Source organism: Streptomyces sp. JNUCC 63 (assembly GCF_054366325.1).
Genome location: NZ_CM135963.1, coordinates 6,337,864 through 6,357,953, shown reverse-complemented (window position 1 = coordinate 6,357,953; position 20,090 = coordinate 6,337,864). Strand labels below are relative to the sequence as shown.

The following is a 20,090-nucleotide window of genomic DNA, read 5'->3' as shown; positions in this document are numbered from 1 at the left end:
GAGCCTAGAGGGTGGAGTGCAGGCGCAGGGTGCTGACCCCGCCGCCGGTGAGCAGCTCGACGATCCGCTCGCCGGCCGGCTTGCGGACCGCGGCGCCGCAGTCGGGGCAGGTGAAGGAGTAGAAGGTGGTGCGGCTGCTGGCGCCGATGACCAGGCGCAGCGCGCTCGCGGCGAGCTCGAAACGGCCCCGGCAGTCCGGGCAGCCCGCCCGGAACACCACCGGCGCCACGCCCCGCATCCCGGCGAACGCCGCCGCCACCGACATCCCGCGCACCCCAGCCGTCGCCGACTCGCTCAAAGCCCCTGCTCCTGCCTGTCGTACCGCCCGTCGTGAACCGCGTGCGCACCCCGGGCCTCCGGCACCGCCCGGTCCCCGGTGTTCTCGGCGGCCTCGATGCCGTCGTACGCCGTCAGGGCCTCGCGGGCCGCCTGCCTGGCGCTGACGGCCAGTTCGCGGGGGGCGACGATGCGGCCGTCGCCGCCCAGGCGGAGTGCCAGGCGTCTGAGGGAGGCCGGATCGGGCGTGCGCAGAGTGATACGCAGGCCGCCGTCGGGGAGTTCATCGGCGCTGTCGTGCGGGTAGTACTCGGCGACCCAGCGGCCGCCCGGGCCGACCTCGACGACGACCTCCGGGTCCTCCGCGGCCGGCTGCACCAGCGCCTGGGACAGGTCGCGCAGCTCCGTCTCGGGCGGCGCGGACGGCTCGTCGAGGACCTTGATCTCGGCGACCCGGTCGAGCCGGAAGGTGCGGCGCGCCTCGGAACGGCGGCACCAGGCCTCCACGTACGTGTGCCCGACGCTGACCAGGCGTATGGGGTCGATCTCGCGCTCGGTGACCTCGTCGCGGGCCGGCGAGTAGTAGCGGATCCACAGCCGGCGGCGCTCGGAGATCGCCCGGTCGACGTCGGCGAAGACACCGCCCTCGGACTCGAAGGTCACCGACAGGCGTGAGCTGGCACCCGCCGCCTCCCCCGCCGCGGCCTCCACCTTGGCCGTCGCCCGCAGCAGCGCCTGCCGGTCGCTCTCGCGCAGGCCCGGCAGGGTGGCCACCGCGCGGGCCGCGACCAGCAGCGCGGTCGCCTCGTCGGCGGCCAGCCGCAGCGGCTCGGCCGCCTCCGCGCCGAGCGCGGCCGGGTTGTGCCACCAGATGCGCTCGCCGTCGGTGTCGATGTCCAGCAGGTCGCCGCCACGGAAGCTGGTGCCGCACATGGGCAGCACGTCGAGGTCGGAGACCAGCTCGTCCTCGGTGATGCCGAAGGCGCGCGCGACGTCCTCGATGCGGGCGCCGGGGCGCTCCCTGAGATACGTCACCAGGGACAGCATCCGCCGGGTCTGGTCGATGGCGCTCGTGGGCCTGACCGGTTTGCCTGCCACTGTGTCGCTCGCTCCCCCTCAGCCCTTGGCCACGGCACGCAGCCGCTCCACCACGTCCGCCCGCAGCTCGTCCGGCTCCAGCACCACCACGTCCGGTCCGAACTCCACCAGCCAGGCGTCCAGCCCGTGCCCGTACGGGATGTCCAACTCGTCCCAGCCGTCACCGAGTTCCCGTACGGCGGTGGCCTTCGCCCGAAGGGGGTACCCGGCGCCCGTGCGCAGCCGGATCCGCGCCGAGCGGTCGGCGATCTCGCCCGCCCAGCTCGCCACGGTCTCACGCACGGTGACCACGTCGGGGACCGGGGCGGTGAAGCCGGTGCCGCGGGAGCGGACCTTGCCGGTGATCCTGGACAGCCGGAAGACCCGCTCGGCGCCGCGGTCGCGGTCGAAGCCGGCCAGGTACCAGTGGCCCCGCCAGCACTCCAGCGTCCACGGCTCGACATGCCGGGTCTCGGGGCGGGCGGCGGTGGCCTTGCGGTAGTCGAAGACGACCGGGCGGCGGTCCCGGCAGGCCAGCATCAGCGGCTCGAAGGCGGCCTCGTGCACCGGAATGCGCGGCTCCAGGGCGCCATGGGCCTCGTACGGGTCGACGTCCTCGGGCAGCCCCGCCGCGCGCAGCTTCTGCAGGGCGCCGCTGGCCGCTCCGGCCAGGCGGGCCTGCTGCCAGACCTTGGCCGCCAGCCCCAGGGCGGCGGCCTCCTCGGCGTCCAGGGTGATGGGCGGCAGCCGGTTGCTGTCCCGGCGGGCCAGATAGCCGACCTCGCCGTCCAGACTCTCGACGGTCTCGATGACCAGCCCGAGCTCGCGCAGGTCGTCCTTGTCCCGCTCGAACATGCGGTTGAAGGAGTCGTCGCTGCCTGCCTCGAGGTAGGCCTCGATGGACTCGCGCAGCTCACGCTTGCTGAGCGGTCGCCGGGTCCCGAGCAGACACAGCGCCAGGTTCATCAGCCGCTCGGCCTTGGCAATGGCCATCGACGCCCTTCACCTTCCTATGGTCCTTACGCCCGACGACCGTACCGCCCCGACGTGCGGTGACGAAAGCCGAGGCCCATACCCGAACAGGCATGAGCCCCGGACGATCGGATCCCGCACGGATCCGGCGCGGGCCGATCAGACCGCGACCAGGTCGCAGACGAAGATCAGCGTCTCACCGGGCTTGATCCGGGCGCCCGCGCCGCGGTCGCCGTAGGCCAGGTGCGGCGGAATGGTCAGCTGGCGGCGCCCGCCGACCTTCATGCCCTGCACGCCCCGGTCCCAGCCGGCGATGACCTGGCCGACGCCCAGCTGGAACCGCAGCGGCGTACCGCGGTTCCAGGACGCGTCGAACTCCTCACCGGTGGAGAAGGCCACGCCGACGTAGTGGACGGAGACGGTGTCGCCCGCCTTGGCCTGCGGCCCGTCGCCCTCCCAGATGTCCTTGATCTCGAGATCCGCCGGGGGCTCGCCGCCCGGGAAGTCGATCTCGGGCTTCTCGATGCTCACGTCTTACGCTCCTGCTCATCCACTACGGGGAAACTACGACAACGAAACCCGCACAGTCTTACATCCCCGCCAGGTGCGCGCCCGCGGCGGGAGACCGTGGCGTGGCGCTACATCGCCGCCAGGATGTCCACCGAGAAGACCAGCGTGGAGTCCTTCTTGATGCCGCTGCCGGGGGGCGGGTTGTCGCCGTAGCCCAGGGACGGCGGGACGACGACCAGGACCCGGCTGCCGACCTTCTTGCCGGTCAGGCCCTCGGCCCAGCCCTTGACGACCTGCTGCAGGGAGAACGAGGTCAGGGCGTGCCTCTTGTACGTCGAGTCGAACTCCTTGCCCTCGCCCTTGCCCGTGTCCCACAGCACGCCCTTGTACTGGACGAGCACGGTGTTCTCGGCCTTGACCACGGGGCCGTCGCCCTCGATGACGTACTCCGCCACGAGCTTCTTGGGGGCGGCCGCCCCGTGGAAAGCGATGGACGGGGCCGCGCCGTCGGTGTTGGTGCCCACCGTGGGCAGGTCGGCGTTGCTCTGCGGGACCGCCTTGCCCTTGGCCGAGCTCTTGGAGTTGAAGGTGTTCTGCACGTCCACGACGAACACCAGCGTGTCGGTGCCCTTGATGCCCGCCTGCGCATTGCCCTGCGTGCCGTACCCCCAGGTGGGCGGCACGGAGAACTCGACGCGGCTGCCGACCTTCCTGCCCGTGAGGGCGTAGCGCCAGCCGTCGATGATGGTGCCCTGGGACAGCTGGATGACCAGCGGGGTCCTGCGGTCGTAGGAGTTGTCGAAGATCTTCCCCGTGTCCCAGATCTGGCCCAGGTAGTGCGCCTGGACATAGTCGTTCTCCGCGATCGTCCGGCCGCTGCCCGCGATCACCGTCTTGACGGCGATGTCCTTCGAGGGAGCGCCGCTGCCCTTGGCGACGGTCGGCTTCTCGCCGAACTTCGTGCCCGCGGTGATCGCCGGCAGCGGCCCGGAGACGATCTTCGGCGACGGCGCGGGGGACGGGGCCGAGGCGGGGGGCGACGGGCTCTCGCTGGCCTTGCTCGAGCCGGACTTGTCGTTGCCACAGGCGGCCAGCGTGACAAGTCCCGCGGGTACGGACAGAAGAAGTGAGCGTCGGCGCACGGTGGGGGCCTCGTAATCGGTCGATCTTGTTGATGGCGTGCGCGCAACTCTACGGTGTGCGACGGGCGCCGTACTCGAAACGTACGGCGCCCGTGTGGCGTTCCGGCCTTCCGCGCGGAACCGGTGTCCCGGTCCGCCCGGCTCACATTCCGGCGATCAGCTTCTCCACCCGGTCGTCCACCGAACGGAACGGGTCCTTGCACAACACCGTCCGCTGCGCCTGGTCGTTGAGCTTCAGGTGCACCCAGTCGACGGTGAAGTCCCTGCGCTGTTCCTGCGCCCGCCGGATGAAGTCGCCACGCAGCCGGGCCCGAGTGGTCTGCGGGGGAACCGACTTGGCCTCGAAGATTTTCAAGTCGTTGCAGATCCGGGCGGCCTGCCCCCTCTTCTCCAGCAGGTAGTACAGGCCACGACGACGGTGGATGTCGTGGTAGGCGAGATCTATCTGGGCGACCCTCGGATGCGACATGGTCATGTTGTGCTTGGCCCGGTACCGCTCGATGAGCTTGTACTTCATCACCCAGTCGATCTCGGTGCCGATCCGGTCGAGGTCCTCGGTCTCGATCGCGTCCAGCGTGCGGCCCCACAGCTCCAGCACCTGCTCCACCGTGCCGGTGCGGATACCGCGCCGCTCGCAGAAGTCCACCGCCTTCTCGTAGTACTCCCGCTGCACCTCCAGCGCCGAGGCCTCGCGACCGCTGGCCAGGCGCACCTTGCGGCGGCCCGTGATGTCGTGGCTGACCTCGCGGATCGCCCGGATCGGGTTCTCCAGGGTCAGGTCGCGCATCACCGTGCCCGCCTCGATCATGCGCAGCACCAGGTCGGTCGCGCCGACCTTCAGCAGCATCGTCGTCTCGGACATGTTGGAGTCGCCCACGATGACGTGCAGCCGGCGGTAGCGCTCGGCGTCCGCGTGCGGCTCGTCGCGCGTGTTGATGATGGGCCGCGAACGGGTGGTCGCCGAGGAGACGCCCTCCCAGATGTGCTCGGCCCGCTGGCTCACGCAGTAGACGGCCCCGCGAGGGGTCTGCAGAACCTTTCCCGCACCGCAGAGCAACTGGCGCGTGACCAGGAACGGAATGAGGATGTCCGCGAGCCGCGAGAACTCCCCGTGCCGTGCCACCAGATAGTTCTCGTGGCAGCCGTAGGAGTTGCCCGCCGAGTCGGTGTTGTTCTTGAAGAGGTAGACGTCGCCCGCGATTCCCTCCTCGTGCAGGCGTCGCTCCGCGTCTACCAGGAGTCCTTCCAGAATGCGCTCGCCGGCCTTGTCGTGGGTGACCAGTTCGATCACATCGTCACATTCGGGTGTCGCGTATTCCGGATGTGACCCCACGTCGAGATAGAGCCGGGCGCCGTTTCGCAGAAAGACATTGCTGCTGCGGCCCCATGACACGACACGGCGGAAGAGGTACCGCGCCACCTCGTCAGGAGACAGGCGCCGCTGTCCCCTGAACGTGCACGTGACGCCGTACTCGTTCTCCAGCCCGAAAATGCGGCGGTCCATGAGTGAACATTACGCCCGATCCTCTGAGCTCAAACGGGGTTCGACAGCACGATTTGGATCATTTTCCGATGAAGCCGCAACCACCGCCCGTCCCACGGGAGCTGCGAGGGCCCGTCCGGTGGCCAGCAGCACCAGCAACGACACGGCCCCCGCGGCACCCGGCACCGCGAAGCCCCACAGCGCGCCGCCCGCCTGGACCACCGGACCCGCGACACCCGTTCCGACCGACGCGCCCACGGTGAACGTCGTCACCAGCCACGAGAACGCCTCCGTCACCGTCCCGGCCGGAGCGTGCCGGTCCACGATGATGAACGCGCAGGCGATGCACGGCGCGAGGAACACCCCGGACACCGCCGTCAGCAGCACCATCGCCACCGCGCCCGGCATCAGCGTCAGCGGCAGATAACACACCGCCAGAAGAGCCACCAGCACCCGCAGTCGCCGCTCGGGCACACCACTCCACTGCCGCGCCCCGTAGACGGCACCGCCCACCAGCGCGCCCAGCCCCAGCGCGGCCATCAGCCAGCCGTACACCGCGTCACCGCCGTGCTCGTCGGCGTACGGCACCGCCGCCACCGTGATCGAGCCCAGCGCGACCCCCACGAAGAGGAACGCGCCGAGCAGCGCCAGCAGTCCCGGCGAGCGCAGCGCGCCCAGCCAGTGCGCCTCCCGCGGCGCCGAGCGCCACGCGCGCGAGGGCGGCGAGCAGACCACGGACAGCGCGCCCAGCACCCCGAGGACGTTCAGCACCACCAGGGCCGCCTGCGCCGACCACAGCGACACGCACAGGGTCACCAGCAACGGGCCGACGGTGAACATGACTTCCTGCGCCACGGCGTCCATGGCGTACGCCGTGTGCACCTGGTCCTCCCGGCGCAGCACGGTGGGCCACAGGGCGCGCAGACCGCCCTCCAGGGGCGGTGTGAAGAGCCCGGCGGCCGCCACGGCGGTGGCGGCGAGAGCGGGCGGCTCGATGCCGGTCAGGGCGAAGGCGGTCATCGCCAGGGCCGCCGCGAGCGCGGCCGGCAGCTGAACGCGGGGCTGCCCGCGCAGGTCCACGAGCCGCCCGAGCACCGGCTGGCCCACGGCGTTGGCCACGCCGTACACCGCCGCCAGCGCCCCCGCCAGGCTGTACGTGCCGCCCTGAGCGCGCACGAACAGCACGATCGCGATCGCCGCGGTCGCGTTGGGCAGCCGCCCCACCAGAGTGCCGGCCAGCAGCCGGGCGGCGTGCCGCGCTCGGAGAATCTCCAGGTATCCCGCGAATCCCGCGGCCATCGCCCTGCCTTCCGTCGGCTCGCCCGAGGCGCTGGAGCAACCTCCGGTGTTACGTATAACTTACTCGGTCATACGTACCATGTGCGCTGTTCACCGGTCCAGACGACCGGGAGTGAGCCGAAAGGCGCGCCGGTGCCGAGGCCGCGTGGGCGTTCCCCCGCTCGTCAAGAGCCCGGGGGAGCACGGAGGCCCGAAGGGCTGAGCACGGTCGCGTCCTCGGCACCGGCTGGAGCGCCTGGAGGCGAACGACCAGATGAAGAGGAGCAGCCCCGCGGTGGCACCAGGTAGCACGCGCCCCACCAGCCGTGACGTCGCCCAGGCCGCAGGGGTCTCCCAGGCGGCCGTCTCACTCGTCCTCGGCGACAAGTGGCGCGGACGGGTGGCCGAGGCGACCGCCGAACGGGTGCGGCAGGCCGCCCGCGAACTCGGCTACCGGCCCAACCTGGCCGCCCGCAACCTCCGTCTCGGCCGCACCCGGACCGTGCTCCTCGTCGTCCCGGCCCTGACCACCGAGTTCTTCGCCGGGGTCTACACCGGGGCCGCCCGCGTCGCCGCCGAGCACGGCTTCGGCGTCGTCCTGTACCCCTCCCCCGAGGGCATCGGCCCGGCGAAGAACCCCTTCGCCTCCGCCCAGGCCGCCCTGGACGGCGTGATCGCCTCCTCCATGGCCGCCGGCGCCCTCACCGCGATCCGCGGCGACCAGCTGCCGCTGGTCATGCTGGACAGCGACCCCGAGGGCAGCCTGGGCGCCGCGACCGTCAACCTGGACATCGCGGACGGCGTACGCCAGGTCGCCGACCACCTGCTGGGCCTGGGTCACCGGAGATTCCTGCACCTCGCGGCGGACGTGGCCTCCTGGACCTTCGAGGTACGGGCCCGGGAGCTCGCGGCGCGGGTGGGCGCCGTGCCCGGCACCTCGGTGCGCACCGTCCGTGCGCCCCTCTCCGTCGAGGACGCCCGGGCCGCCACCGAGGCCGCGCTCGGCATCCCCGGGCCACAACCCACCGCACTGGTGTGCGACGACGACAAGCTGGCCGCCGGCGCCTACAAGGCCCTGCGCCGCCTCGGGCTGCGCGTGCCCGACGACATCTCCGTCACCGGCCTGGACGACCTCGCCCTCGCCACCGCCATCGACCCCGAGCTGACCACCGTACGGCTGGACGCCGAGCTCTTCGGCGAACGGGGCATGCACGCCCTCCTCGCCGTCCTGGAGGGCCGCACGCCCCAGGGCGGCGACATCCCCGTGGAGCTGGTCGTACGGGGCTCCACGGCACCGCCGCGCGCCTCCTGAGACGCCCGGGTGCCCCGGCCGTGTCGTCGGCCGGGGCACCCGGGAGCGGGGCAGTGGGGCAGTGGGGCGGGGCTACTTCTCCTCGGAACCCTCGGAGCCCTCCTCCTCGGAGCTCTCCGCCTCCGTCGCGGCACCGTCGGCCTGCAGCAGCCGCTGGAGCTGCCGGCCCACGATCCGCTTGAACTTGCGCTGCTGCGGACGCGTACGGTCCAGCACCGCCACCTCCAGGCGCTCGGCGGGGATCTCCCGCTCGCTGCCGTTGGTGTCGCGGGACAGGGCCTGTACGGCCAGCTTCAGGGCCTCGGCCAGGGACATGCCGTCCCGGTGGCGCTGGTCCAGGTAGCCGCTGATCTGCTCGGCGTTGCCGCCGACCGCGACCGAGCCGTGCTCGTCCACGATCGACCCGTCGTGCGGCAGCCGGTAGATCTGGTCGCCCTCCGGGGTCTCCCCCACCTCGGCGACCACCAGCTCCACCTCGTACGGCTTCTCCGCGGCGCTGGAGAAGATCGTGCCCAGGGTCTGGGCGTAGACGTTCGCCAGGCCACGGGCGGTCACGTCGTCCCGGTCGTAGGTGTAGCCGCGCAGGTCGGCGTAGCGGACGCCGCCGATGCGCAGGTTCTCGTACTCGTTGTACTTCCCGGCGGCCGCGAACCCGATCCGGTCGTAGATCTCGCTGAACTTGTGCAGCGCGCGGGACGGATTCTCACCGACGAACACGATTCCGTCGGCGTACTGCAGCACGACCAGGCTGCGGCCGCGGGCGATGCCCTTGCGGGCGTACTCCGCCCGGTCGGCCATGGCCTGCTGAGGCGAGACATAGAACGGCGTCGACACCGGTTATCCGTCCCTTTCTGTCGAAATCACTGGATCACCCTGAACAAGAACCGGCCGCCGGCTACAGCAGCGCGGCCCGCGGGCCGTCGGGCTGCTCCAGCCGCCGCTGCAGCACCGAGCGGGCGATCCCGGAGGACTCGTCCTCGGTGAGCCGGCGGAAGCCGTCCTCGGTGATCACGGTGACGATCGGATAGATCCGGCGGGCGACATCGGGACCACCGGTCGCCGAGTCGTCGTCTGCCGCGTCGTACAGGGCCTGCACCACCAGCGTGGTGGCGTCGGCCTCGGTCAGGTCCTCGCGGTAGAGCTTCTTCATGGCGCCGCGCGCGAAGATCGAGCCGGAACCGGTGGCGGCGTAGCCCTGCTCCTCGGAACGGCCGCCGGTGACGTCGTAGGAGAAGATCCGGCCCTTCTCGCGGTCCAGGTCGTACCCCGCGAAGAGCGGGACCACGGCCAGGCCCTGCAGGGCCATGCCCAGATTGGAGCGGATCATGGTCGACAGCCGGTTCGCCTTGCCCTCCAGTGACAGCTGCGTCCCCTCCACCTTCTCGAAGTGCTCCAGCTCCAGCTGGAACAGCTTCACCATCTCCACGGCGAGACCCGCCGTGCCGGCGATACCCACGGCCGAGTACTCGTCCGCCGGGAACACCTTCTCGATGTCCCGCTGCGCGATGACGTTCCCCATGGTCGCCCGCCGGTCACCGGCCAGCACGACGCCCCCCGGGAAGGTCACCGCCACGATCGTCGTCCCGTGCGGCGCCTCGATCACCCCCTGGGTCGGCGGCAGCCGCCGCTTCCCGGGCAGCAGCTCCGGCTGGTGCTCGGCGAGAAAGTCCATGAACGAGGAGGACCCCGGCGTCAGGAAGGCAGCCGGCAGACGCCCGGTGCTACGAGGGTTGGGTTCCACGCGATTCCTTCCACATAAGACTGGCGGCCCCGCCGGGAGCGGCCGAGCCGATCATCAAATCCGTGCACGGACCATACCCGTACCGGCGCCGGTCATCCGTCCCGGCGCCGACCCGCTCGCCATGGGCCGGCACCGAGACGGACGCCGGGCGTTACTCGCCGCCCTTTTGCACGAACGACCTCACGAAGTCCTCTGCGTTGGACTCGAGCACGTCGTCGATCTCGTCGAGGACGTCGTCCACGTCGTCGCTCAGCTTCTCGTGGCGTTCCTTGAGGTCCTCCGCGGCCTGTGCGTCCTGGGCCTGCTCCTCGATCTCCTCGGTGGAGCGCGTGGCCTTCTGCTGCCCGCCGCCGGTGTCCTTCGTTGCCATTACCCTCACCCCGCTCAGTTCGACCGACATGGTCGGCATTACGGCCGATCGGTGTTGATCAGACCCTACTAGCCCGGTCTGACATCGGCCCTGCAGTTTCTCCAACGTACGAGAACCACCTCGATGATTCCCGGACCTCGGGATTTCCACCCTGGGCGGCCGGTCCGCCCGGGTACCCCTTCGTGCCCGCTCAGCCTCCGGACAGGACCCTGACCAGGTCCTCCGCGGTGCGGCAGCGGTCCAGGAGCTCCTTGACGTGATTACGCGTTCCGCGAAGCGGTTCCAGGGTTGGGACACGCTGGAGCGAGTCCCGGCCCGGCAGGTCGAAGATGACCGAGTCCCAGGAGGCCGCGGCGACGTCGTCGGCGTACTGCTCCAGGCAGCGTCCGCGGAAGTACGCGCGCGTGTCCTCCGGCGGCTTCGTACGGGCCCTGTCCACCTCGGCCTCGTCCAGGAGCCGCTTCATGCGTCCGCGGGCCACCAGGCGGTTGTACAGGCCCTTCTCGGGGCGTACGTCCGCGTACTGGAGGTCGACGAGGTGGAGCCGGGCGGCGTCCCAGTCGAGGCCGTCGCGGCGCCGGTAGCCCTCCATGAGCTCCCGTTTGGCGACCCAGTCCAGCTCGCCGGCCAGGCTCATGGGGTCGTTCTCCAGGCGGTTGAGGGTGTCCTCCCAGCGGGTCAGGACGTCCTTGGTCTGGTCGTCGGCGTCCGCCCCGAGCCGCTCCTCGACGTACTTGCGCGACAGCTCGTAGTACTCCATCTGGAGCTGTACGGCGGTGAGTGTCCGGCCGCTGCGGAGCGTGATCAGGCGCTTGAGCGACGGGTCGTGCGAGACCTGGTGGAGCGTGCGGACGGGCTGGTCGACGGCCAGGTCGACGGCGATGAAGCCGTCCTCGATCATGGACAGGACCAGAGCGGTCGTGCCCAGCTTCAGGTACGTCGAGATCTCGGAGAGGTTGGCGTCACCGATGATCACGTGCAGCCGGCGGTACTTCTCCGCGTCGGCGTGCGGCTCGTCGCGCGTGTTGATGATCGGGCGCTTCAGGGTCGTCTCCAGGCCCACCTCGACCTCGAAGTAGTCCGCGCGCTGGCTGAGCTGGAAGCCGTGCTCGTGGCCGTCCTGGCCGATGCCGACGCGGCCGGCGCCGGCGATGACCTGGCGGGAGACGAAGAAGGGCGTGAGGTGGCGCACGATGTCGGAGAAGGCGGTTTCCCGCTTCATCAGGTAGTTCTCGTGCGTGCCGTAGCTGGCGCCCTTGTTGTCGGTGTTGTTCTTGTAGAGGTGGATCGGCTGGGCACCGGGCAGCTGGGCGGCCCGTTCGGCGGCCTCGGCCATGATCCTCTCGCCGGCCTTGTCCCACAGGACGGCGTCGCGCGGGTTGGTCACCTCGGGCGCGCTGTACTCGGGGTGGGCGTGGTCGACGTAGAGCCGTGCGCCGTTGGTCAGGATGACGTTGGCCAGGCCGATGTCCTCGTCGGTGAGCTGGCTGGCGTCGGCGGCCTCGCGGGCGAGGTCGAAGCCGCGGGCGTCCCGCAGCGGATTCTCCTCCTCGAAGTCCCAGCGGGCCCGGCGGGCCCGGTGCATCGCCGCCGCGTAGGCGTTGACGATCTGGGACGAGGTGAGCATGGCATTGGCGTTGGGGTGGCCGGGGACGGAGATCCCGTACTCCGTCTCGATGCCCATTACTCGCCGTACGGTCATGCGGCCCTCCTTGCCCGGCGGCGCCCTCGGTCGTGGGCGGCGCTCAAGTACCGCTGGTGCTCGGGTGCCTGTGCGGTGCCCGTTCCCGCACCGCGCGACCCGGCGGTACGAAAGAGCCTAGAACGCCTTTGCGCTGGTGGGGAGATCATTTGCGTCATTGCCTGCTCCATGCGGTGGCCTGGAAAACAGTCGGCTGCGGGTACCCCGTGGAGGGCACCCGCAGCCGCCCTGCTTTTACAGGTACTGACCGGTGTTCGCCACCGTGTCGATGGAGCGTCCGGTGTCCGCGCCCTGCTTTCCGGTGATGAGGGTGCGGATGTAGACGATCCGCTCGCCCTTCTTTCCGGAGATCCGGGCCCAGTCGTCCGGGTTGGTGGTGTTGGGCAGGTCCTCGTTCTCCTTGAACTCGTCCACGCATGCCTGGAGCAGGTGGGAGACGCGGAGGCCCTTCTGGCTCTTCTCGAGGAAGTCCTTGATCGCCATCTTCTTGGCGCGGCCCACGATGTTCTCGATCATGGCGCCGGAGTTGAAGTCCTTGAAGTAGAGGACTTCCTTGTCGCCGTTGGCGTAGGTGACCTCCAGGAAGCGGTTCTCCTCGGTTTCGGCGTACATGTGTTCCACCGCGGTCTGGATCATGCCCTGGACCGTGACGTCCTTGTCGCCGCCGTGTTCCGCGAGGTCGTCCGCGTGCAGCGGGAGACGCTCGGTGAGGTACTTGCCGAAGATGTCCTTGGCCGCCTCGGCGTCCGGACGCTCGATCTTGATCTTCACATCGAGGCGGCCGGGCCGCAGGATGGCCGGGTCGATCATGTCCTCACGGTTGGAGGCGCCGATCACGACCACGTTCTGCAGGCCTTCCACGCCGTCGATCTCGGCGAGCAGCTGCGGGACGATGGTGTTCTCCACGTCCGAGCTGACGCCGGAGCCGCGGGTGCGGAAGAGGGACTCCATCTCGTCGAAGAAGACGATGACGGGGGTGCCCTCGCTGGCCTTCTCCCGGGCGCGCTGGAAGACGAGGCGGATCTGCCGCTCGGTCTCGCCGACGTACTTGTTCAGCAGCTCGGGGCCCTTGATGTTGAGGAAGAAGCTCTTGCCGGCGGCCTGGCCGGTCACCTCGGCGACCTTCTTGGCGAGCGAGTTGGCGACGGCCTTGGCGATGAGCGTCTTGCCGCATCCGGGGGGCCCGTAGAGCAGGACACCCTTCGGCGGGCGCAGCTCGTGCTCCTTGAACAGGTCCGGGTAGAGGTACGGCAGCTCCACGGCGTCGCGGATGGCCTCGATCTGGTTGCCGAGGCCGCCGATCTGCTCGTAGCCGATGTCGGGCACCTCTTCGAGGACGAGTTCCTCGACCTCGCTCTTGGGCACGACCTCGTAGACGTAGCCGGACCTGGGTTCGAGCAGGAGGGCGTCGCCGGGGCGGATGGTGACGTCCAGCAGCGGCTCGGCGAGCCGTACCACCCGCTCCTCGTCGGTGTGCCCGAGTACCAGGGCGCGCTCGCCGTCCTCGAGGATCTCCTTGAGGGTGACGATGTCGCCGACGCGCTCGAATTCCATGGCCTCGACCACGTTGAGCGCTTCGTTCAGCATCACTTCCTGGCCGCGCCGGAGCTCCTCGAGCTCGACGCTGGGGCTGACGTTCACCCTCAGCTTGCGGCCGCCCGTGAAGATGTCGGCGGTGCCGTCCTCGTTGGCCTGCAGGAAGACCCCGAAGCCGGCCGGCGGCTGGGCGAGCCGGTCGACCTCTTCCTTGAGGGCCACGATCTGGTCGCGGGCCTCGCGGAGCGTGTTCGCCAGCCGTTCGTTCTGCGCGGACACGCCGGCCAGGTTGGTCTGCAGCTCGACGATCCGCTCCTCGAGAATCCTCGTGTGTCGCGGAGAGTCGGCGAGCTTGCGTCGCAGGACGGCGATCTCCTGCTCAAGGTAGGCGATCTGCCCGGCCGGGTCTTCGGACCCGCGTCCCGGGCGGATGCCGCGGTTCATGTCGTCGTCGTGGGCTGCCACGGTCCTCACCTCCTCCAAGGGGAGCTGGACGCTTCCAGACCCTACCTGGGTGGGTGTCGATTGAAACCCCTAGATCACAAAGACTGTCGAGGTGTGTCCGATCTTCACCCTTGCGCTCTCCCTCACGCCAGGGGAATACCCACCGAACACGATTGGAAAGCCGTCAGAGGTAGGGTCGAGTTGTTCAACACCCGTCAGAGCTGGCCGGATTCCCGTACGGCTCGACGTGATACGGCAGGAGAGATGGGCGTGCAGCAGCGGACCTCGGACGGTGGCGAGGCACTGGAGGTCTGGATCGACCAGGATTTGTGCACCGGTGACGGCATCTGTGCGCAGTACGCGCCGGAGGTGTTCGAGCTGGACATCGACGGTCTGGCGTACGTGAAGAGCGCGAACGACGAGCTCCTGCAGGACAGGGGGGCGACAACGCCCGTGCCGCTGCCGCTTCTCACGGATGTGGTCGACTCGGCGAAGGAGTGCCCGGGCGAGTGCATCCATGTGCGTCGCGTTTCGGACAGGGTCGAAGTGTACGGACCTGACGCGGAGTGACCGCTTCCGTGCAATCCGTGATCACTGTCTGCTTTCTCACAGCTTCGGGGCGTGCGGTCAGATACCGCGCGCCCCGGCGGGCGTGGAGCGGACGAACGCGCCGTTCTTCCACTGCCACTTCACGCTGTCCTTGAGGTCGGGGCAGCAATTGGGCACGTCGGGCGAGGAGTAGCCGAGCAGGGTGGCGGTGACGGCTCCTTCACGGACGGCGAAGTCCGTGACCGTGTACCGGTCCTTGGTGTCGACGAGGGTGGCGACGACGCGGGGCGCGGCGTCGCCGGCGGCCTGGGTGAGGACGTAGACGGCATCGGGCGGGGTGCCCATGGAGGCGTCGCAGTGCACGACGGCGGCGGTCTCGGGCCTGCCGTCTCCGTCGAGGTCTCCGGAGGCCTGCTTCGCCACCACGGTCCTCACGGGTCCGCAGTCGAGCGGGAACGTCACGCCGGTGGTGCGGGGGGCGGCCGCGGGGGCGGGCTTCGCGTGGGTGCCGGTCGGCTGGGCGGCGGTGGCGGAGCCGGGTTGCACGACCGAGGAGAGGGCCACCACCGCGGCGACCGCGGTGGCGGTGGCCAGCCAGTGGATGGGGCGGGTGTGCGTGTGGGCCAGTTCCGGAACGGCGGGTTGCTGCACTAGGAGCGTCTCCTGCGAGGGCTGTGCCGGTGGGGGTGGCCAGCATCGTGCCACACGTCACAGTGCGGGGGAACGGCGGGGTGGGTACTCGTGCGCGCTTTGCGCGGCGGGTCTTTCGGTACGGCGGTGTCGTGGTGCCGGGTCAATGCGAGGGCGCCGTGGCCGAGTTCCCGGTCGTCGTCGGGAACTCGGCCACGGCGCCCGCACGTTGCGGTCGGCCGGGGCCGCGTCAGCGGGCGGTGCCTCCGTCGGCGTTGGGGCCCTCGTAGTCCTCGCCGTAGGCGCCCTTGGCGGGCCGGCGGCGGCGCATGGGCGGCTCGACGCCGTCCGCGAGGCGGCGGGCGGTGAGCAGGAAGCCGGTGTGGCCGATCATGCGGTGGTCGGGGCGGACGGCCAGGCCCTCGATGTGCCAGTTGCGGATCATCGTCTCCCAGGCGGTCGGCTCGTTGAAGCAGCCGATCTCGCGGATGGACTCCACGGTCCTCGCGAGCTGGGTGGTGGTGGCGACGTAGCAGCACAGGATGCCGCCGGGGACGAGCGCCTTGGAGACGGCCTCCAGGCACTCCCAGGGGGCGAGCATGTCGAGGATGACGCGGTCGACGTCGGTGTCGGACAGGTTGTCCTGGAGGTCGCCGACGGTGAGCTGCCAGGCGGGGTGCGGGCCGCCGAAGTAGCGCTCGACGTTGGCCTGGGCGATCTCGGCGAAGTCCGCGCGGCGCTCGTAGCTGTGCAGCATGCCCTGGTCGCCGATGGCGCGCAGCAGGAAGCTGCTGAGCGAGCCGGAGCCGACGCCGGCCTCCACGACGCGGGCGCCGGGGAAGATGTCGGCGAAGGCGAGGATCTGCCCCGCGTCCTTGGGGTAGACGACGGCTGCCCCGCGGGGCATGGACAGGACGTAGTCGGGGAGCAGGGGGCGCAGCGCGAGGTAGGCGACGTTGCCGGTGGTGCGGACAACGCTGCCCTCGGGTGCGCCGATCAGTTCGTCGTGCGGGAAGGACCCCTTGTGGGTGTGGAAGTTCTTCCCGGCCTCGAGCGTGAACGTGTAGTGGCGGCCCTTGGGGTCGGTCAGCTGTACCTGGTCCCCGACCTTGAAGGGCCCGCGACGGCGGGCGGCACCGGTCGGTTCGGACATGTGACCAGCCTACCGGTCCCGGGCAGGCCCGCCGACCATGCGGAGGCGGGCCGGGAGGGGGCTGGGTCCTGTCGTCGAACTCCCGACGTCCGCCCGAAGGGCGGGCCCGGCGGCGTCATGGGGTCCCCCTGCTCGAGCGAAGTCGAGAGCTCGAGGGAGGAGCCACGTGGGCGGTTCGGCAACACCGCTGGGATCCCCCCTGTTCGAAGAGCTCGGGGGAGTGCGTGCCAGACGCCGCGGAGCAGGCGGGAATCCGACGACAGGACCTAGGAGGCGGACGGCCGGGCCATGGCCTTGACGAAGGCGCGCTCCACGTCGGCCGCGGAGAGCACGCCGTAGATCTCGCCGGTCTCCTCCACGACGAGGTACTCGGTGGCCGGGGTGGCGCGCAGGGCGTCCAGGAGGTCCTCCCCGGCGAGTTCGGCGGAGACCCGCATGCCGTCGGTGAGCTCCTGGGCGAGTTCGCTGGCGCTGACCCAGGGGCGGCGGTGTTCGGGTACGCCGGCGATGGCGGACTCGCGGACCAGGGAGAGGGGCTCGCCGTGGCCGTCGACGACGACCAGGGCGCGGGCGCCGGCGGCGTTGGCGCGGCGCAGGGCCTCGGCGAGGGAGGTGCTGGTCTCGACCGGGACGGCGCGGCGGGTGAGGGTACGGGCGCGCAGCTCGGGAAGGTGTTCGCGCAGCCGGGCCATGCGCAGGCTGTTGCCGGCGCCGGTCCAGATGATCGCGGCGAGGATGGCGGCGAGCAGGGCGTTGGTGACGGTGCCGACGCCGATGGTGTTCTCGGCGGTGGGGTCGACGCCGGACTGGGTGAACAGGGGCAGGCCGATCAGGACGGAGACGGCGAGCACGCGGCCGACCCAGGCGGCGGCGACGGTGCCGCTCATGGGTCTGCCGGTGATCTTCCAGACGACGGCGCGGAGCATGCGGCCGCCGTCGAGGGGCAGGCCGGGCAGCAGGTTGAAGGCGGCGACGATGAGGTTGGAGATCATCAGGCCGGCCAGCAGGACGCCGGGGACCGTGCCGGGTTCGAAGGGTCGCAGGGCGAGGTAGAAGACGCCGGCGAGGACCAGGGAGAGCAGCGGGCCGACGAAGGCGAGGACGAACTCGCGGCCGGGGGTCTCGGCCTCCTTCTCGATCTCGGAGACGCCGCCGAAGAACTGCAGCTGGATGCGGCGGACCGGCAGCTTGAAGCGGAGGGCCGCGATGGTGTGGGCGAGCTCGTGGACGAGAACGGAGGCGTAGAAGGCGACGGCGAAGAACAGGGACACCAGGTAGCGGGCGGCGCCGAGCTCGGGCAGCACGCGGTCGAGCTGCCCGCCGAACACCCAGGTGATCAGCGCGGCCACGAGGAACCAGCTGGGCGCCACGTACACGGGCACCCCGAAGGGCCGCCCCATCAGCAGCCCCCCGCCGGGCTCCCTCGGCCGCGCGGGCGGAGACGACTGCCCGGAGTGCGCGAGAGCGCGGTCGTGGTGGGTGTCGCCGGAGGGCCGTCCGCGGTCGTCGGGGGTCTGCGCGGGCCCCTCGGCACCGTGGGCGTATCCGCGCTCGGGGTGGGTGTCGGCCGGCCGGGAGTCGGTCCGGGGGGACGGCTCGGCCGGGACGTCGGCGCGCGAGGTCTCGCCGGCACCCGGCTCCTGGCCCCCTGCGCCACGCGCGGCCGGGGCCTCGTCGGGGCCGCCGGAGCGCTTCTGCTCCGCTGCGGTGTCGCCAGGTGCCTCGGGCGTCGCTGCCCTGCGCGCCGGAGTCCCGACAGGGCCCTGCTCCCGATCACCCTCGGCACGCTGAGCCGGGGCCGCGTCGGGGCCGCCGGAGCGCTTCTGCTCCGCTGCGGTGTTGGCAGGTGCCTCGGGCGTTGCCGTGTGTGTCGAGGGCTCGGCGGGGTCCTGCTTCCGGGCGGCCTCGGCGTGCTGGGCTTGGGTGGTGTCGGGGTGTGTTGAGGAGTCGGGGGGCGGGGCCACCGGGTTGGTGTGGCGCTCGGCCGACTCGTCGTTGCCGGAACGCGGCTGCCCGCTCCCGCCGCTCACGTCCACGGTGTCCCCTCGTTCGAAGCGCGTCTTCCGTACCTGTCGGCCGGAAGGTCTCGGGTCGATGGTATGCGGCCGTGGCAGACGGTTCCGCCCGGCACCCCCTGTGTTTTCCCCGCCTCGCGCACATCATGACCGTGGCCGGGTCACTGTCAGCGGTGGGCCGTAGGGTCTGTGGTATGGAGACGAGCACGGAGGGCGAGGCGGTCGCCCGCGGCAGCGGCCCGGCACAGGAGACGGCGACACAGGAGACGGCGACACAGGAGACGGCGACACAGGAGACGGCGCCCGCGGAGGCGGTGGACGCGGACTCGCAGACGGCTCCCCGCCTCGCCATACCGCCCTCCTCCCTGTCTCCCTCCCGTGCCGGGGACTTCATGCAGTGCCCGTTGCTGTACCGGTTCCGGGTGATCGACCGGTTGCCCGAGAAGCCGAGCGAGGCGGCGACGAGGGGCACACTGGTGCATGCCGTGCTCGAGCGACTGTTCGACGCTCCGGCCGCCGAGCGGACCGCGCCGCGGGCGAAGGAACTGATCCCGGGGCAGTGGGACCGGCTGCGCGAGGCCAGACCGGAGTTGGTGGAGCTGTTCGCCGACGACCCGGACGGCGAGCGGCTGGCGCGCTGGCTGGCGGAGGCGGAGCGGCTGGTGGAGCGGTGGTTCACGCTGGAGGATCCGACGCGGCTGGAGCCCGCCGAGCGGGAGCTGTTCGTGGAGGCGGAGCTGGACTCGGGGCTCAGGCTGCGCGGGATCATCGACCGGGTGGACGTGGCGCCCACGGGCGAGGTGCGGATCGTCGACTACAAGACGGGCAAGGCGCCCCGCCCCGAGTACGCCGAGGGCGCGCTGTTCCAGATGAAGTTCTACGCCCTGGTGGTGTGGCGGCTGAAGAGGATCGTGCCCCGACGGCTGCAGCTCGTCTATCTCGGCAGCGGTGATGTGCTGACGTACGACCCGGTCCTCGCCGATCTGGAGGGGGTGGAGCGCAAGCTGCTGGCGCTGTGGGAGGCGATCCGGCTGGCCACGGAGACCGGTGACTGGCGGCCGCGCCCCACGAAGCTGTGCGGCTGGTGCGACCACCAGGCCCACTGCCCGGAGTTCGGCGGCACTCCCCCGCCCTACCCGTTGCCCCTGGGACGAACCGCGGCGCCGGCGCAGGGCAGAATGGGCGCGGACTAGCGAAGGAGACTCACGTGGCCATCCGCGTCCTACTGGTCGACGACCAGCCGCTGCTGCGCACCGGGTTCCGGATGATCCTGGAGGCCGAGCAGGACATCGCGGTCGTGGGCGAGGCCGGAGACGGTCTGCAGGCCCTGGACCAGGTGCGGGCCCTGCAGCCCGATGTGGTGTTGATGGACATCCGCATGCCGCGGATGGACGGCGTGGAGGCGACCCGGCAGATCACCGGGCCGGAGCGGAACGGCCCGGCGAAGGTGCTGGTGCTGACCACCTTCGACCTCGACGAGTACGTGGTGGAGGCGCTGCGCGCCGGCGCGAGCGGCTTCCTCCTCAAGGACGCGCCCGCGGGCGAGCTGGTGCAGGCGATCCGGGTGGTCGCGGCCGGCGAGGCGATGCTGGCGCCGAGCATCACGCGCCGGCTGCTGGACAAGTACGCCACGCACCTGCCCTCCGGTGAGGAGCCGGTGCCGGACACCCTGCACACCCTCACCGACCGGGAGGTCGAGGTGCTGAAGCTGGTGGCGCGCGGGCTGTCGAACGCGGAGATCGCCGCCGATCTGTTCGTCAGCGAGACGACCGTGAAGACCCATGTCGGACATGTACTGACCAAGCTGGGCCTGCGCGACCGCGTGCAGGCCGCGGTGTACGCGTACGAGAGCGGTCTGGTGCGCCCCGGCGCCCAGTAGGGACCCCGCATATCACGAGGG

19 protein-coding genes are annotated in these 20,090 nt (G+C 70.8%); 4 read left to right on the top strand and 15 right to left on the bottom strand.

Features of this window, described 5'->3' with window-relative positions; translation table 11 throughout:
- Positions 1–4: 4 nt before the first annotated feature.
- From ACX25U_RS29270 to ACX25U_RS29240, 7 genes are all read right to left on the bottom strand, one after another.
- Positions 5–298 (bottom strand): hypothetical protein, encoded by a 294-nt coding sequence (locus ACX25U_RS29270; RefSeq protein WP_454384384.1) that lies wholly within the window; start codon positions 296–298, stop codon positions 5–7.
- Positions 295–1,374, bottom strand: coding sequence for a helix-turn-helix transcriptional regulator (locus ACX25U_RS29265; RefSeq protein ID WP_454384382.1), 1,080 nt, complete (start codon positions 1,372–1,374; stop codon positions 295–297). The genes ACX25U_RS29270 and ACX25U_RS29265 overlap by 4 nt, the downstream gene beginning before the upstream one ends.
- Positions 1,375–1,392: 18 nt before the next feature.
- On the bottom strand, positions 1,393–2,346 hold the full coding sequence (locus ACX25U_RS29260) for a helix-turn-helix transcriptional regulator (RefSeq protein ID WP_454384380.1): 954 nt from the start codon (positions 2,344–2,346) through the stop codon (positions 1,393–1,395).
- Between the two features lie 138 nt (positions 2,347–2,484).
- Positions 2,485–2,856, bottom strand: coding sequence for an FKBP-type peptidyl-prolyl cis-trans isomerase (locus tag ACX25U_RS29255; protein WP_454384378.1), 372 nt, complete (start codon positions 2,854–2,856; stop codon positions 2,485–2,487).
- Between the two features lie 107 nt (positions 2,857–2,963).
- Entirely contained in the window at positions 2,964–3,977 is a 1,014-nt protein-coding gene (locus tag ACX25U_RS29250) for an FKBP-type peptidyl-prolyl cis-trans isomerase (protein WP_454384377.1), read from the bottom strand.
- Between the two features lie 142 nt (positions 3,978–4,119).
- On the bottom strand, positions 4,120–5,481 hold the full coding sequence (pafA, locus tag ACX25U_RS29245; protein WP_454384375.1) for a Pup--protein ligase: 1,362 nt from the start codon (positions 5,479–5,481) through the stop codon (positions 4,120–4,122).
- A 9-nt stretch (positions 5,482–5,490) separates the two neighbouring features.
- Positions 5,491–6,759, bottom strand: coding sequence for an MFS transporter (locus ACX25U_RS29240; RefSeq protein WP_454384374.1), 1,269 nt, complete (start codon positions 6,757–6,759; stop codon positions 5,491–5,493).
- A gap of 274 nt (positions 6,760–7,033) precedes the next feature.
- Between ACX25U_RS29240 and ACX25U_RS29235 the strand changes: the two genes are divergently transcribed.
- Positions 7,034–8,050 (top strand): LacI family DNA-binding transcriptional regulator, encoded by a 1,017-nt coding sequence (locus tag ACX25U_RS29235; RefSeq protein WP_454384372.1) that lies wholly within the window; start codon positions 7,034–7,036, stop codon positions 8,048–8,050.
- Between the two features lie 72 nt (positions 8,051–8,122).
- On the opposite strand, the gene prcA is transcribed toward ACX25U_RS29235, so the two are convergent.
- The 5 genes from prcA to arc form a co-directional block, all read right to left on the bottom strand.
- On the bottom strand, positions 8,123–8,884 hold the full coding sequence (prcA, locus tag ACX25U_RS29230; RefSeq protein ID WP_454384370.1) for a proteasome subunit alpha: 762 nt from the start codon (positions 8,882–8,884) through the stop codon (positions 8,123–8,125).
- A gap of 61 nt (positions 8,885–8,945) precedes the next feature.
- Entirely contained in the window at positions 8,946–9,791 is an 846-nt protein-coding gene (prcB, locus tag ACX25U_RS29225; RefSeq protein ID WP_454384368.1) for a proteasome subunit beta, read from the bottom strand.
- Positions 9,792–9,942: 151 nt separating this feature from the next.
- Positions 9,943–10,161: a ubiquitin-like protein Pup gene (locus ACX25U_RS29220; RefSeq protein ID WP_073947491.1), complete on the bottom strand. Its 219-nt coding sequence runs from the start codon at positions 10,159–10,161 to the stop codon at positions 9,943–9,945.
- 190 nt (positions 10,162–10,351) lie between these two features.
- Positions 10,352–11,863, bottom strand: coding sequence for a depupylase/deamidase Dop (dop, locus tag ACX25U_RS29215; protein ID WP_454384367.1), 1,512 nt, complete (start codon positions 11,861–11,863; stop codon positions 10,352–10,354).
- A gap of 234 nt (positions 11,864–12,097) precedes the next feature.
- On the bottom strand, positions 12,098–13,864 hold the full coding sequence (arc, locus tag ACX25U_RS29210; protein ID WP_454384365.1) for a proteasome ATPase: 1,767 nt from the start codon (positions 13,862–13,864) through the stop codon (positions 12,098–12,100).
- A 243-nt stretch (positions 13,865–14,107) separates the two neighbouring features.
- On the opposite strand from arc, the gene ACX25U_RS29205 reads away from it, so the two are divergent.
- Positions 14,108–14,413 (top strand): ferredoxin, encoded by a 306-nt coding sequence (locus tag ACX25U_RS29205; protein ID WP_454384363.1) that lies wholly within the window; start codon positions 14,108–14,110, stop codon positions 14,411–14,413.
- A gap of 57 nt (positions 14,414–14,470) precedes the next feature.
- Here the strand turns inward: ACX25U_RS29205 and ACX25U_RS29200 are convergent, their stop codons facing one another.
- From ACX25U_RS29200 to ACX25U_RS29190, 3 genes are all read right to left on the bottom strand, one after another.
- Positions 14,471–15,043, bottom strand: a complete 573-nt coding sequence (locus tag ACX25U_RS29200; protein WP_454384362.1) for a hypothetical protein — start codon at positions 15,041–15,043, stop codon at positions 14,471–14,473.
- A gap of 229 nt (positions 15,044–15,272) precedes the next feature.
- On the bottom strand, positions 15,273–16,175 hold the full coding sequence (locus tag ACX25U_RS29195; RefSeq protein ID WP_388346508.1) for a tRNA (adenine-N1)-methyltransferase: 903 nt from the start codon (positions 16,173–16,175) through the stop codon (positions 15,273–15,275).
- Between the two features lie 266 nt (positions 16,176–16,441).
- Positions 16,442–18,211 (bottom strand): site-2 protease family protein, encoded by a 1,770-nt coding sequence (locus ACX25U_RS29190; protein ID WP_454384360.1) that lies wholly within the window; start codon positions 18,209–18,211, stop codon positions 16,442–16,444.
- Between the two features lie 173 nt (positions 18,212–18,384).
- Here ACX25U_RS29190 and ACX25U_RS29185 point away from each other — a divergent pair, with 173 nt between their 5' ends.
- Together ACX25U_RS29185 and ACX25U_RS29180 are read left to right on the top strand one after the other, a co-directional pair.
- Complete coding sequence (locus tag ACX25U_RS29185) at positions 18,385–19,383, top strand: RecB family exonuclease (RefSeq protein WP_454384358.1); 999 nt, start codon at positions 18,385–18,387, stop codon at positions 19,381–19,383.
- Between the two features lie 14 nt (positions 19,384–19,397).
- Positions 19,398–20,069: a response regulator gene (locus ACX25U_RS29180; RefSeq protein WP_454384357.1), complete on the top strand. Its 672-nt coding sequence runs from the start codon at positions 19,398–19,400 to the stop codon at positions 20,067–20,069.
- The last annotated feature ends 21 nt before the right edge of the window (positions 20,070–20,090 follow it).

Coding starts and splice junctions, on each gene's coding strand:
- ACX25U_RS29260 (WP_454384380.1), bottom strand. CDS start 2,346: ATGGCCATTGCCAAGGCCGAGCGGCTGATGAACCTGGCGCTGTGTCTG.
- ACX25U_RS29185 (WP_454384358.1), top strand. CDS start 18,385: ATGGAGACGAGCACGGAGGGCGAGGCGGTCGCCCGCGGCAGCGGCCCG.
- ACX25U_RS29240 (WP_454384374.1), bottom strand. CDS start 6,759: ATGGCCGCGGGATTCGCGGGATACCTGGAGATTCTCCGAGCGCGGCAC.
- ACX25U_RS29205 (WP_454384363.1), top strand. CDS start 14,108: ATGGGCGTGCAGCAGCGGACCTCGGACGGTGGCGAGGCACTGGAGGTC.
- ACX25U_RS29220 (WP_073947491.1), bottom strand. CDS start 10,161: ATGGCAACGAAGGACACCGGCGGCGGGCAGCAGAAGGCCACGCGCTCC.
- pafA (WP_454384375.1), bottom strand. CDS start 5,481: ATGGACCGCCGCATTTTCGGGCTGGAGAACGAGTACGGCGTCACGTGC.
- dop (WP_454384367.1), bottom strand. CDS start 11,863: ATGACCGTACGGCGAGTAATGGGCATCGAGACGGAGTACGGGATCTCC.
- ACX25U_RS29195 (WP_388346508.1), bottom strand. CDS start 16,175: ATGTCCGAACCGACCGGTGCCGCCCGCCGTCGCGGGCCCTTCAAGGTC.